Origin of the sequence: Neoactinobaculum massilliense, assembly GCF_900604955.1 — a bacterium.
GTDB classification, from domain to species: Bacteria; Actinomycetota; Actinomycetes; order Actinomycetales; family Actinomycetaceae; genus Neoactinobaculum; species Neoactinobaculum massilliense.
On record NZ_UWPE01000001.1, the window covers coordinates 502,504 to 515,990 of the forward strand.

Sequence of the window (13,487 nt, forward strand, 5' to 3'; positions counted from 1 at the left end):
CCGGGCATAAAAAGGGCGCCACGAGCCCGGCCCGTGGCGCCCCGTGAAAGTAGGCTACTTAGCTGCCTTCTTTGCTGTCAGGGAACCGGTGGCCACCGCGAGGAGGCCACCCACATAGGCGCCGTTCCGAAGGAACCCGGTGAGGTGCTCCTGGAATTCAGCCCCTGAGTGCTTCCAGAACGGGTGGCCAACAACGGTGGTAGGAATCAGGTTCGCCAGGAGCCCCAGCGCGGAAAGGCGCGGCAGAATGCCCAGGGCCATGGTGGCCCCGCCGAGCGCCAGGGTGTCCGCGTGAAGGAGAGCGAGCTGCTTACCGGTAACGCTCAGGCCCGTGGTGTCATTTACCTTGTCCGCCATACCCTCGAGAGCCGGCGCAATGCGGTCGGCGTGGCTCCGAGCACCAATGCCGCCAGCAATGAGCGGAGCGGCCACGAGTGAGCGAATGACAAAATTCTTCAGAGACATGCTCAGTCCAATCTATTGGTGATTCGGCGCGGCGCTGTGAGGTCCAGACGTCAAATCAAAACTGGCGCATTTCGCGCTTGTCCCTCTTATCATGTCACCTTCGCGCCTCTAGTTGCGCCGCTGGGAGCGAACGGGACTCTGCCGGGCTTGATCCCCGTCAAGGTACCAGCATCCGCTCATCCGTACCTTTCATGGTGTTCACAGAGAGAAAGGAACATCATGAGCAACGTCGTCACCACCAAATTCCGTGCTGAAGGCTTCGCCTGCCCCTCCTGCGTCTCCAAGCCGGAGGGCGCACTTAAGAAGATGGATGGTGTGGAGAATGCCACCGTCCACTACGCCACTTCGCGTTTTGAGGTGACGCATGATCCGGCGGTTGCCTCCACCGACTCCATCCTCGACACGGTTGCCAAGACCGGCTACTCCGCACGTCCTATGGGCCGCTAAATGAAGAAGTGGCTCCATACCTGGGGTGTAACCGCCGGCGCCGTCCTCCTCATCTTGGCCTCCTTCGTGGCCGGGTGGATGGCGCCAGGCGGCTCCGCCTACAACGTACTCATGATCACCGCCGCCGTGTTTGCAGGCTACCCCGTGGCTGCCGGCGCAATCCGCGCACTCACGGCCAAGGTGGCTTCGATCGAACTCCTTGTCACCATCGCTGCCGTGGGTGCTCTTATTCTCGGCAACTATTGGGAAGCTGCGGCCGTGACCTTCCTCTTCGCCTTCGGTGGAGCTCTCGAGAACCTGACGCTCGCCCGCACGCGCTCCGCGCTGGACACGCTGGTTGATGCAGCGCCTGATACAGCGGTGGTATTACGTGACGGGAAGCAACAGACCATCGATACATACGACGTCGTCATTGGGGACCACGTATTAGTCAAGCCCGGGGCGCCCGTCCCCGTAGACGGAATCGTGGAGCACGGAACCGGCGCGGTCACCGAAGCCATGATCACCGGCGAATCTACGCCCGCCTCGAAGCAGAACGGGGACTCGGTATATGCCGGCACCGTGCTTGCCTCCGGAGTGCTCACAGTACGTGTCACCGGGGTGGGGAAGAGCACCACGCTCGCCCGTATCGTCACCCGCGTAGAGGAAGCACAGGACGCTAAGCTGCCCGCGGCCCGTTTCATTGACCGCTTTTCACGCTGGTACACCCCGGCCGTCGTGATAGTTGCTGCTATCGCATGGATTCTCACGGGCAACCCGACGCTCGCCCTCACGTTCCTTGTCATCGCCTGCCCGGGCGCACTCGTTATCGCCATCCCCGTCAGCGTGGTGGCAGGAACTGGCCGTGGCGCTCGCGACGGCGTGCTCATCAAGGGAGGCCAATACCTTGAACTCGCCGCCAAGGTAGACACCGTGGCCTTCGATAAGACGGGCACCCTAACCGTCGGCGTCCCCAGCGTGGTGGCCATCGAGAGTGAGGACCCGGCGCGCACTGTCATGCTCGCGGCAGTCGCCGAGGCTGGTTCGGAACATCCGCTCGCCCAGCCAATTCTTGCCGCTGCACAGCAGGCCGGCTTCACGCAGGACTTGCCAAGCAAGGTGGACCCAGTACCCGGCGAGGGCATCATCGCCGGGGCTGAGGACCTTACGGTCGGTGTGGGGAACCACGCGCTCGTGGCACGCATGGGCGTCGAGATCCCGAGCAACCTGGATGGTGCTGCCGCTAGCTTTGAGTCACGTGGGGCGACGCCAGTGTTCGTCGTAGCGGATGACATGGTAATGGGCGTCATTGGTATCGCCGACGCCGAACGCCCAGAGGCGAGAGAAGCGCTCGCGGCCCTCCGCTCCCGTGGTATTAAGACTGTGATGCTCACGGGTGATGTGAACGGAGTGGCTCGGACCGTGGCCGGCCAGTTAGGGATTGACGACTACCGGGCTGGACTGTTGCCCGAGGATAAGCTGGAGGCCGTATCGGCGCTTCAGCGTGGCGGGCACATCGTGGCGATGGTGGGCGACGGTGTCAATGATGCCCCGGCACTGGCCACAGCAGATGTCGGGGTGGCAATGGGGAGCGCTGGCACCGCGGTGGCCGTTGACACGGCTGATATCGCGCTCATGTCTGATAATCTCAACCGTCTCCCGGAAGCCTTCAAACTCGCGCGGCGAACCGTGCGCACCATGCGCGTGAATGTCGCCCTGGCCATCGCCGTTGTACTCCTGCTGCTGGTGGGCGTGCTGCTGGGCGGCGTCACCATGGCCATCGGGATGCTGGTGCACGAATTAAGCATCCTCGCGGTAATCGGCAATTCGATGCTGCTGCTCCGGCCGGTCCGGAACGTGGCACGGGAGCACCGGGCGCAGGCGGCGGGACATGGCGGGAACGACGCCACGTTTGGTGGTTCACTCCCGAGTGATGCCAACGTGGACGAGGCTAGACTAGGACTCCGCCGCGTCGGCGATATTCAGGAGCGCGTCAATGTCCAGTAGCTCAATGCTCCGCTGCGCAGCCTCGCGAATAATGCCGCCATTCGCGAGGCGGCGCAGTTGCCGCGAGAGGGATTCAGGCGTGGTGTCCAGTAGCGAGGCAATGTCCTTCTTGGGCAGCGGTAGTGTCACCCGATCCTTGTGCATGGGAAGAGAGAGCAGGTAGCTGGCCAGGCGAGCGGCGACATCGCCGGAGATCAACGATTCCAGGCGCGATTCGGTGGCCGTGAGCCGCATGCTCACCTCTCGCAGCATCCGGACGGCCACCGCCGGATAATCCCCCAGTAGTGCCATAAGTTGCTGATGGCCGAACACGCACATCCGGGCGTTATCCACGGCCGTCGCAAAATGCCGAGGCCGTTCACCCGTGAGTACATTTGTTTCCCCCGCGAAATCACCGGGACCGAGTACGCGCAACAGATGCGTGTGGCCGTCCGTGCTCACGTGCGAAATCTTCACGTGGCCCTCGTGAATAACCAGCAGCTTAGGTTCGGGCGCATCGGGCGAAAAGATGATATCCCCCGGTTCGAATTGCGAGGCACGCGCGGCCGTCGCAATGCGCTCTTGGCTCTTTCGGTCCAGGTGTCGAAAGATAGGGACATGCGCTACGCATAGATCGTTAACCACGCTAATTCCTCCTACGCACGCAACGAAGCACGGCCTGCTGATAGCGACAGTGTGGCACGCAGGAACGCGAAACGAAAACGCGCGGGAGCTTCGGCGTCGAACAAAGAACAGTGGCACAAAGTTGCACGGAATGATACGACGTCGAACGAAGGTAACGTAGGTACAAGGTCACCAGAATTGGCGAAATGAGTGGCCGATCACTCATCGGTCGAGTACCGTTGACGTCATGACTAAGAATAATTCACACCTGCCCCACGTCGTGTGTGGTTGGCGGTGGTTTCGCCGGGATTACGGCCGTTCGTAACCTTCGTAAGGCTCCGGTGCGGATCACGCTTATCGATCGTAATCCGTACTCCACGTTTAAGCCGCTTCTATTCCAGGTTGCCAACGGTGCTCTCAATGCGGGGGACATTACCTTCTACCTGCGTTCCACCCGTTCTACCGTGAAAAATGCGCGGTTCGTGCTCGGCGAGTTGGCCCACGTCAATACCGATGAAAAAACAATTGAGCTCACGGATGGCCGTTCCATGAAGTACGACTACCTTGTGCTTGCCGGTGGCACGAACGCCGCCTTCTTCGGTATTCCGGGTGCTGAGGAACACACACTTCCGCTGTACAGCCGGGACCAGGCGCTGGATATTCGTGATCGCTTCTACGGGCTGCTTGATGGACTCGATGCGCTCGAATCCACCGATCATTTCCGCGTGATCGTGGCGGGTGGCGGCCCCACGGGCGTGGAAACGGCCGGTTCCCTCGCCGAAATTCGCAATGACATTCTGAACACGCTTTATCCGGCACTGGATCCAAGCCAGGTGGAAATCGATCTGGTGGATATGGCACCAACTGTGCTGGGTCCCTTCGCGGAGGATACCCAGCAGCGCGCCGCGGCAGCACTTCGTGCTCGCGGGGTGGAGCTGTGGCTGGGCAAGGCCGTGAAGGCGGTGGAAGAGGGCCGTATTAAGCTGCAGGACAGCCAGACCAAAGAAGAAACCTGGTATGACGCCAATATGGTCATCTGGTCCTCCGGTGTGGGCGTGGAAAAGGCAGTCGGTGACTGGGGCATTCCGCAGGGACGCCGCGGCCGTATTCCGGTGGATGATCACATGCGCGTCATCGGCGTGGAAGGCGTGTACGCCGCGGGTGATATGGCGCAATTTGGCGAGCGCGGATTGCCGCAACTGGCGCAGCCGGCACTGCAGACTGGCCGCCACGTGGCACGTCATATTGCTGCCATATTGGATGGACGCGCCATTGAGCCGTTCGAATATCAGGAACTGGGCACCATGGCGTTTATCGGCACGGGCGACGCGGTGGCGGAACTGCCGCACCTGCCCCACATGGATGGCCTGGCCGCCTGGATCGTGTGGCAGGGTGTCCATGTGATGCAGCTGAAGTCCTGGCGTGAGCGCTTTGCGACGGCCGTCAACCTGGCATCCCGCTATATTTTCCAGTCCAAGGCCGGGGACTTCAATATGGGCGACTACCAGCAGTTCTCTCAGCGAGTACTCGAGGGGAAGCCCTACGGGACCGCAGCTCTTGATAAGCCGGTGCCAGCGCATCACGAGTAAAGGTGCACTAGCGCATGTGTGGGCGGCTCGCAGTGAGCCGCCCACACATTTATTGAGTAATTTCGGGCTGAAATCAAGCCCTTTCTGCCCTAGAACGCAGGGATGACCTCGCCGTCGGGCCAGGTTTCCTTGATGTACTGGCTGACCTCTGAGGAGTGGAGCAGGTCATCGAGCTTGGCGATGGAGGCAAGCTTGCCCTCAGATTCGTTCTTGTTCCATGCCAACACGTTGGCGTAGGGGTTGCCCTCGGTCTTTTCGGTGTAAATCGCATCCTTCGAGGGGGTCAGGCCGTTCTGGAGGGCGAAATTACCGTTGACGATGGCGATGTCGACGTCGGGGAGAAGCTTCGGCACCGAGGGGGCGTCTGCCTCACGGAACGTGATGTTCTTCGGGTTTTCGGCCAGGTCATAGATCGTGGGTGCGTCTACGTCCTTCAGCTTGATAATCCCGTTGTCCTGCAGCAATTCGAGTGCGCGGGCCTGATTGGACGGGTCGTTTGTGATGGCAACAACCGCACCATCCGGCAAATCCTTGAGATCCTTAATCTTGTTCGAATAGACGCCGTAGGGCTCCAAATGGATCCCCTCACCGTGGGTGAGTGTCGAGAAACCGCGCTCCTTGGTGTCCTCGTTGAAGTAGGGGACGTGCTGGAAGTAATTGGCGTCGATCTCGCCGTCGTTAAGCGCCTGGTTGGGCTGTACGTAATCCTGATACTCGCGGATTTCGATATTGATGCCGGCTTTTTCCGCCAGGTTCTTCTGCACAAATTCGAGGATCTGCTTCTGCGGGGTAGGGCTTGCGCCCACCACGATGGTGGTATCCGAACCAGCGGATTCCGAGGCGCCCGAGGACGCATTCGAGGAGCAGCCGGCAAGTGCGAGGGCTGCGGTGGCGAGGCCGAGTGCAATTTTCTTAATCATGAGGATGCTTTCTACTACGTGGTGTGGCCGGGTACGCGGATGGTAGCCGTGGCGCTCGTGCGTGACGTAGCGGGTACGTGTTGTACGACGTCGAAGCGTGACGTAGTGCGCCGGTTAGGTGCCGCGTTTTCGCGCGGTTTAGTGCGTGACATACGTACACGGCGATGGTGATTATGCTCCTGTGGTCGGGGAGCGGCGGGATAACCCGCGCTGAGGCCCGTGGCGCACGTGGCGCAAAGCCGGTGGGCTTTCCGTTTAGCCGGCGGGTAGTTCCTCAGCGGTGATCTACCAGCCGGCTGAGCATGTCACCCAGCCACTGGATAAGCATCACTATGGCGACGAGGAGCACCACCACGATGGTGAGCACGTCATAGTTCCGGTTGTAGTAGCCGGCCGTTTGAGCCATGGCGCCAAGGCCACCGCCACCCACGGCCCCCGCCATAGCGGAGTAGCCCACGATGGTGACGGCAAGAATGGTGATGGATTGGATCAAAGCGGGAAGTGCTTCGCGTACGAGAACACCCCATAGCACCCGCTGCCGTGAGGCGCCCATCATCAGTACAGCTTCCACCTTGCCCTGATCTACGCCCATGAGATTCGATTCCACGAGACGCGCAAAATACGGGGCTGCGGAAAGCGTGAGAGGTACGGCGAACTGTTGCCAGGTGTGGCCGGTGCCGGCGATCCAGCGGGAAAAATCAATAAGCAGGAACACCACAATAATGAATGGGATGGCGCGCCCGATATTAACGATGGCGGAAAGGAGCCAATGCACGGCTGAATCCTCATAGAGTCCACCGTGCTGCGTGGCAACCAGGGCCATGCCAAGTAGTAGGCCAATGATTGCGGCCACGAGCGTGGAAACGGCCACCATGGCCAATGTTTCGCCGGTGGCGGCAAGGAGATTCTGTTGGATTGCTGGACTTTGGAACCAGGTACCGTCCGCGAGGAGTGTGCCGTTTGCTAGATGCACAGATGCTTCCAGAATCATTCGGCATCTCCTTCCTCGATGGCGGCGGTGTCGCCGCTTGAGGATGATTCTGCCACGGGTGCTTGCCGCACGGTGGGTGCTAGTCCAGCATGTGAAAGCTGGGCGACGGCGTGATCCACTTCCGAAGCTGGGAACACCAGGGCGAGGCGCGCAAACTGGATCTCGGGTAGCGACTCAAAAGAGCCTGCCGCAATATCTGCACCGAGCCGAGTGGCGAGATCAATGGCGCGTGACCCATTTGGTTCTCCGGGGGTAGCCGTGAAGGCAATGTCCACAACGGTGCCATTCGGGTTTGTGCCGATTGAGGGCAGGGGAACGAGACGCCGTGCCAGAGGCGAATTCATGTCCGAAAGTATGGAGGTGAGGGTGCCGGAGCTGATGGCACGGCCGTTCTGTAGGAGGGTAACGGCGTCGGCAATTTTCCGTACCACGGCCATTTCGTGGGTAATGATCAGAATGGTGATGCCGTAGCGGTCGCGGACCGTGCGCAGAAGATTGAGAATCTGATCTGTTGTGGCGGTATCGAGGGCCGAGGTCGGTTCGTCACACACCAGTACATCCGGGGTGGTGGCGAGCGCACGTGCAATAGCAACACGCTGTCGCTGCCCGCCGGAGAGCTCGCTGGGGTAGGCATGAGCTCGGTCCGCCAGGCCTACCAGCCCGAGGAGCTCCTCCACGCGGCCGCGGCGCTGCTCTTTCGGTACCCCCGCAATGGCCATGGGATAGGCCACGTTTGCGCCGGCCGTACGCTGATCCAGCAGGTTCCCGCCTTGAAACACCATGGCGATTTTGCGGCGTACATCGCGTAGGCCGGCGGCGGACAGGCCCGTAATGGGTTGGCCGTCGATGGAAATGCTTCCCGTGGTGGGCTGCTCAAGTGCGGTGATACAACGAATCAGAGTGGATTTACCGGCGCCAGATTGCCCCACTATTGCGTGAATTTGGCCGGTGGGTACGGTGAGGCTGATATTGTCCAGCGCTACAACGTCCGGTTGGTTGCGGCGCGGGAATCGCTTGGTAACACCGCTCAGCTCAATCACGTGGTACTCCTCCGGTCGGAACGCTCCCAGGGTACCGGTTCTTGAGGGCGGTGCCGCCGGGTAACCATCATGTGGACATGGCGGAGGCGGGTGGCATGGTAGGCGTTGATGCAAAATTCCGTGTCGGAGGGGTATGCGAGCCTGTATGCATGACGCGCATAGATGAGTTTCACGCTCTGTTTCGGATGCTACCTCGGCCCGGCCGTCTCGATATAGGTATCCGGGTAATCGTACGGTCCGGATGGCCGCGGGGTACCCCGTTAGTTTGGCTGTATCGCATGGGCGGCTAGCGGCTGCCTTGGTAGCGTTATACCGCACAGGATGGGCGGTGAGGGAAAGGATGCTCATGAGCAATAACGGCGATCGTTCGGATACGCTGCCGAATGATGCGTGCACTGGTTATGCGCTGGTGGCTTTCGATTTAGATGACACGCTGGCGCCCAGTAAATCGCCGCTACCCGCTCGGATGGCAGTAGAACTACGCCGATTGCTAGAGGTGAGCCAGGTAGCCGTTATTTCCGGTGGGCGTTTTGGCCAGTTTGAATCACAGCTCCTCGCTGGTTTGGGCGGAACGCCGGAGGAATTGGCGCGGCTTCATCTGCTCCCCACCTGTGGTACGCGCTACCTACGTTTTGTAGAAGGAAGCTGGCAAACGCTCTATGAGCACAACCTCACGGCCTCCGAGCGGACGCGCACGCTGGCGGCTCTCGAGGGGGAGGCACGGCGCCTGGGGCTCTGGGAGGAGCATCACTGGGGAGATATTCTGGAGGATCGCGGCTCGCAGGTCACGTTCTCCGCGCTGGGACAGTCTGCTCCGCTTGAAGCGAAACGCGCCTGGGATCCGACGGGAGAGAAGAAGGCCGCTCTGCGCGACGCCGTCGCCGCACGTGTCCCGGACCTCGAGGTGCGTTCCGGTGGCTCCACGTCGGTGGACGTGACACGCAAGGGCGTGGACAAGGCGTATGGCATCGCGGCGCTTTCCGAGCAAACCGGTATTCCTATTGCTCGCATGCTCTTCGTAGGTGACCGGCTGGATCCGGACGGCAATGATTTCCCGGTTACGCGGCTGGGCATTGCCACCCATGCGGTCACGGGTTGGGAGGATACCGCCGAGTTTGTGCGCAGCTACGTCGATCGGGTGCAGGAGAACAAAAATGATAGGTAGTGCGGATATTGATGCCATGTCCGACGCCGATGTGGAGGCTTACCTTGCGGCGCAGAGCCGGCGTGAGGTGAAAAGGACAGAACCCGGTCGGAGTTACGGCATACTCCTCATTATTTGTGCGGCTTTGGGACTGCTGGCATCACTGGAATTGATCTATTCGGAAATCGTCTATTTCCAGAACCCGGGCCAGGCGCTGCTTTGCGATCTTAACCCGCTCATTGGGTGCTCTAAGTTCTTTGATTTACCTATAAACACACTGGTGGGTGACATTCCCAATGCACTCCTTGGTGCGGCCTTCTTTGCCGGATTCCTCGCGCTGGGACTGGTGATCGTTGCCGGTGGTCGTTTTGCGCGCTGGCTCTGGTGGCTGATGAATCTGGGCATGCTTGGCAGCATCTTATTTGTGCTCGTTTTTGTCACGCTCTCCGTAGCCGTGGAGCGCGCGCTGTGCCCCTGGTGCATGGTGGTGTGGACCGTCACCATTCCTATGGTGGTGCACACGTGGACGCGCTCCATGAGCGCCGGTTACATTCCCGGCCCGGCGGGAGCCGCGCGGTATCGCTGGTGGATCACCGGGGCCGTGTACTTTGCGCTTATTGCAGTCGTGGTGGGTGCCTTTTGGAACGAGTGGGGCCAAGTCTTCTAGGCTCGGCCACGCGCACCCGGCGCAGCTGCGTGGCGATCGCGTAAGCACGGCGTCGCAATGACGTGCGCATGGAGGGTGCAGCGCATGGTGTTTAGGCGCTGCACCACTTTTGTTAGGCGAGTGTGTGCAGGTCTTTGGGAACGAATTCGCCCCAGCCCTGATTCCTGAGTGCTGCCCGAAGTTTCTCCATATCTGCATCCAGCTCTTCGCCGGGTACGTTCTTGCGGGCCTGGTCAAAACCTATTGCCTTCTCGCTCTCTGCGGGAATCACATGGAGGTGCGTGTGTGGCACGCCGAGGCCGGCGATCACCATCATGGCGCGAGGCACCCCGAACGCTTCGATCTGCGCGTTACCGATGCGCTTCGCCACGATGAACAGGTGGGCTGCTAGATCGTCGTCGAGATCCGTGAACTTATCGATCTCCTGCCGTGGCACCACCAGCACGTGCCCGGGACGATGCGGCTCGACATCGGCGAACGCTACGGCGGACGGATCAGACCAGACAAAACGGCCGGGAATCTCACCGGCAATAATCTTCGTGAAAACGCTCATGCCTTTACCCTAACGGTGCGAGAAGACTGTGCCTAACCGCGTGGAAGCGTGCGCCCACAGTCCGGGAAAGTGGAGGGGCGGGTCTCTTTTTTTGGACCGCACGGCAGCGTGTCGGAAGCCGGCGGTAGCATGAGACAGATTCGAAAGGAGTCCACGTGGCAGATGAAGCGGTGAACTATCGCTACACCCCCGATCGGGCCCGCCAGATTGAAGAGTCCTGGCAGGAGCGTTGGGAGCAGGAAGGTACCTTCTATGCGGCAAACCCGGAGGGTGCGCTAGCGGGGGATACCAGCGGCGAAAAGTTTTTTGTTCAGGACATGTTCCCGTATCCGTCCGGGAAGGGCCTCCACGTGGGCCATCCGCTTGGCTATATCGCCACGGATACGGTGGCGCGATATCACCGTATGAAGGGTGAAAACGTTCTCTACACCATGGGCTATGACGCCTTTGGCCTGCCGGCGGAGCAGTATGCCGTCCAAACCGGGCAGCATCCGCGAATCACCACCGAGCAGAACATCGCGAATATGCGCTCCCAGCTTCGATTGCTGGGCCTCAGCCATGACTCGCGGCGCTCCTTTGCCACCACGGATGCGGATTACGTGCATTGGACGCAATGGATTTTCGAGCAGATTTTCAACTCCTGGTTTGATCCGGAGGCCCCACGCCGAGACGGACGCGGCAAGGGTGCCGCGCGCCCCATCTCCGAGCTTGAGGCGAAATTCGCCACCGGCGAGCGTCCCACACCGGATGGCCGTGCGTGGGCTGATCTCACTCCGCGGGAGCAGGAGGATATCCTCTCCCAGTACCGTCTGGCCTACATCTCGGAAGCGCCCGTCAACTGGGCGCCCGGCCTGGGAACCGTGCTGGCGAACGAAGAAGTAACGGCGGACGGCCGCTCCGAACGCGGTAATTTCCCTGTGTTCCACCGCAATCTCAAGCAGTGGATGATGCGCATCACCGCCTACGCGGATCGTCTCATCGATGATCTGGACACCATTAATTGGCCGGAGAAGGTCCGCACTATGCAGACCAACTGGATTGGCCGCTCCCATGGCGCCCGGGTTCGCTTTGAGGTAAACGTGGATGGTGGCGTGGAATCGCTGGAGGTATACACCACCCGCCCGGACACACTGTTTGGTGCCACGTTCATGGCGGTTGCTCCGGAACATGAACTGCTGGGTGGCACGGAGCCGGGCAAGTCTGACGACGCCGCTGCGTTGCGTGTTCCCGCCGAGTGGCCGGAGGGTACCCGTGAGGAGTGGACCGGCGGATACGCGAACCCGGTGGAAGCCGTGGCTGCCTACCGTGCGGAAGCGGCGCGCAAGTCCGAGACCGAGCGCACCGATGAGGGCCGTACAAAAACGGGCGTGTTCTCCGGCCTGTACGGTATTGATCCGGTGAACGGCGCCCAGGTGCCCATTTTTGTGGCGGACTACGTGCTTACCGGCTACGGCACGGGCGCAATTATGGCCGTCCCGGCGCACGATGACCGCGACTGGGCTTTCGCCACCAAGTACCACCTGGACATTATCCGCGTGATCGGCCCGGCCGATGATCCTGAGGGACCGGACCTCACCGAGTCCGCCTACACGGGCGATGGCGTCATGGTGAATTCGGCCAATGATTCTCTTGACCTCAACGGCAAGTCCAAGCAGGAGGCCATCGCGGCCACAACCGCTTGGCTGCAGGAACGCGGGGTAGGCGAGGCAGCCACCACCTATCGGCTTCGTGATTGGCTCTTCTCTCGGCAGCGGTACTGGGGTGAACCGTTCCCTATTCTTTGGGATGAGGACGGTGTGCCCCACACGGTGCCGGCGGACCAGCTTCCGGTGGAACTACCGGAGGTGAAGGACTACGCGCCGGTTTCCTTTGATCCGGATGATGCGGATTCGGAGCCCACGCCGCCGCTGGCCAAGGCCTCCGATTGGGTGGAGGTGACCGCGGACCTCGGGGATGGGCCGCGCAAGTATCGCCGCGAAACCAATACAATGCCGCAGTGGGCGGGTTCGTGCTGGTATGAACTGCGCTATGCGGATCCGAAGAATCCGGATGCTTTCTGCTCCCCGGCAAATGAGGCCTACTGGATGGGACCGCGCCCCGAGAAAAGCAACGTGTCCGGCGGCGTGGACCTGTACGTGGGCGGTGTGGAACACGCGGTGCTTCACCTGCTCTATTCGCGGTTCTGGCACAAGGTCCTCTATGACCTCGGTTATGTCTCTTCCTCGGAGCCGTTCCATTCCCTCTTCAACCAGGGCTACATACAGGCCTACGCGTACACGGACGCGCGTGGGGCGTACGTACCGGCGGAGGACGTCGTCGAGCAGACGGATGCGGAAGGTAACACCACCTGGACGTATCAGGGTCAGCTGGTCAACCGTGAATACGGGAAGATGGGCAAGTCCCTCAAGAACATCATCACCCCGGAATCCATGGTGGATCAGTACGGCGCGGATACGTTCCGCGTGTATGAGATGTCCATGGGGCCGTTGGATGTTTCTCGCCCGTGGAATACGCGTGCGGTGGCCGGCTCGCAGCGATTCCTGCAGCGACTGTGGCGAAACGTAGTCGATGAGGAAACCGGTGACGTTACGGTGACCGATGAGGCACCCAGCCATGAGACGGCACGGCTGGTGGCACGCACCATCAAGGAGGTGACCGAGGAGTATGAGGCAATGCGCATCAACACGGCGATTTCCAAGCTCATTATCCTCAACAATCACCTCACGTCGCTGGAGCGCGTGCCGCGGGAGGCGGTGGAGCCGCTCATTCTTATGCTGTCGCCGGTGGCGCCGCACGTGTGCGAAGAACTCTGGTCGAAGCTGGGCCATCCGGCGTCGTTGGCGCGGGAACCATTCCCGACGGTCACGGACCCCTCGCTGCTTGAGCAGGAGCAGGTGACGGCTGTGGTGCAGGTGAAGGGCAAGCTGCGGGATCGTTTCCAGGTGAGTCCGGATATCACGGAGGAGGAGCTCACGGCGTTGGCGCTCGGCAGTGAAAAGGTGCAGCGTCATCTCGATGGCGAACCGCGAAAGATTATCGTTCGCCTGCCCAAGCTCATTAATATCGTTCCCTAAGGAGGGTG

At 60.9% G+C, this 13,487-nt stretch carries 12 protein-coding genes; 6 read left to right on the plus strand and 6 right to left on the minus strand.

What is annotated here, in order from left to right; all coding sequences use genetic code 11:
* Positions 1–54 precede the first annotated feature (54 nt).
* The gene (locus EIH27_RS02240; RefSeq protein ID WP_124039357.1) at positions 55–465 is read right to left on the minus strand and encodes a DoxX family membrane protein; all 411 of its coding nucleotides are present in this window, start codon (positions 463–465) and stop codon (positions 55–57) included.
* Positions 466–684: 219 nt separating this feature from the next.
* Between EIH27_RS02240 and EIH27_RS02245 the strand changes: the two genes are divergently transcribed.
* Positions 685–912, plus strand: coding sequence for a heavy-metal-associated domain-containing protein (locus EIH27_RS02245; RefSeq protein WP_124039358.1), 228 nt, complete (start codon positions 685–687; stop codon positions 910–912).
* Positions 913–2,898, plus strand: coding sequence for a heavy metal translocating P-type ATPase (locus EIH27_RS02250; protein WP_124039359.1), 1,986 nt, complete (start codon positions 913–915; stop codon positions 2,896–2,898). It begins immediately after the preceding gene.
* On the opposite strand, the gene EIH27_RS02255 is transcribed toward EIH27_RS02250, so the two are convergent.
* The gene (locus EIH27_RS02255; RefSeq protein WP_206424856.1) at positions 2,848–3,522 is read right to left on the minus strand and encodes a Crp/Fnr family transcriptional regulator; all 675 of its coding nucleotides are present in this window, start codon (positions 3,520–3,522) and stop codon (positions 2,848–2,850) included. The genes EIH27_RS02250 and EIH27_RS02255 overlap by 51 nt on opposite strands.
* A gap of 320 nt (positions 3,523–3,842) precedes the next feature.
* Here EIH27_RS02255 and EIH27_RS02260 point away from each other — a divergent pair, with 320 nt between their 5' ends.
* Positions 3,843–5,090, plus strand: a complete 1,248-nt coding sequence (locus EIH27_RS02260; protein WP_241152936.1) for an NAD(P)/FAD-dependent oxidoreductase — start codon at positions 3,843–3,845, stop codon at positions 5,088–5,090.
* An 89-nt stretch (positions 5,091–5,179) separates the two neighbouring features.
* Here EIH27_RS02260 and EIH27_RS02265 read toward each other — a convergent pair whose 3' ends face one another.
* The 3 genes from EIH27_RS02265 to EIH27_RS02275 form a co-directional block, all read right to left on the minus strand.
* The gene (locus EIH27_RS02265; RefSeq protein ID WP_124039361.1) at positions 5,180–6,010 is read right to left on the minus strand and encodes a MetQ/NlpA family ABC transporter substrate-binding protein; all 831 of its coding nucleotides are present in this window, start codon (positions 6,008–6,010) and stop codon (positions 5,180–5,182) included.
* Positions 6,011–6,284: 274 nt separating this feature from the next.
* Positions 6,285–7,001, minus strand: coding sequence for a methionine ABC transporter permease (locus tag EIH27_RS02270; protein WP_124039362.1), 717 nt, complete (start codon positions 6,999–7,001; stop codon positions 6,285–6,287).
* Positions 6,998–8,041, minus strand: a complete 1,044-nt coding sequence (locus EIH27_RS02275; protein WP_124039363.1) for a methionine ABC transporter ATP-binding protein — start codon at positions 8,039–8,041, stop codon at positions 6,998–7,000. The genes EIH27_RS02270 and EIH27_RS02275 overlap by 4 nt, the downstream gene beginning before the upstream one ends.
* A gap of 346 nt (positions 8,042–8,387) precedes the next feature.
* Here EIH27_RS02275 and EIH27_RS02280 point away from each other — a divergent pair, with 346 nt between their 5' ends.
* Both EIH27_RS02280 and EIH27_RS02285 read left to right on the plus strand, forming a co-directional pair.
* A complete protein-coding gene (locus EIH27_RS02280) occupies positions 8,388–9,206 on the plus strand; it encodes an HAD-IIB family hydrolase (RefSeq protein WP_124039364.1) in 819 nt (272 codons plus the stop codon).
* Positions 9,196–9,852 carry a vitamin K epoxide reductase family protein gene (locus EIH27_RS02285; protein WP_164461575.1) on the plus strand — a complete coding sequence of 219 codons (657 nt, stop codon included), beginning with the start codon at positions 9,196–9,198 and terminating at the stop codon, positions 9,850–9,852. The genes EIH27_RS02280 and EIH27_RS02285 overlap by 11 nt, the downstream gene beginning before the upstream one ends.
* 112 nt (positions 9,853–9,964) lie before the next feature.
* On the opposite strand, the gene EIH27_RS02290 is transcribed toward EIH27_RS02285, so the two are convergent.
* Positions 9,965–10,405 carry an HIT family protein gene (locus tag EIH27_RS02290; RefSeq protein WP_124039366.1) on the minus strand — a complete coding sequence of 147 codons (441 nt, stop codon included), beginning with the start codon at positions 10,403–10,405 and terminating at the stop codon, positions 9,965–9,967.
* Between the two features lie 155 nt (positions 10,406–10,560).
* On the opposite strand from EIH27_RS02290, the gene EIH27_RS02295 reads away from it, so the two are divergent.
* Positions 10,561–13,479: a leucine--tRNA ligase gene (locus EIH27_RS02295; protein WP_124039367.1), complete on the plus strand. Its 2,919-nt coding sequence runs from the start codon at positions 10,561–10,563 to the stop codon at positions 13,477–13,479.
* Positions 13,480–13,487 lie beyond the last annotated feature (8 nt).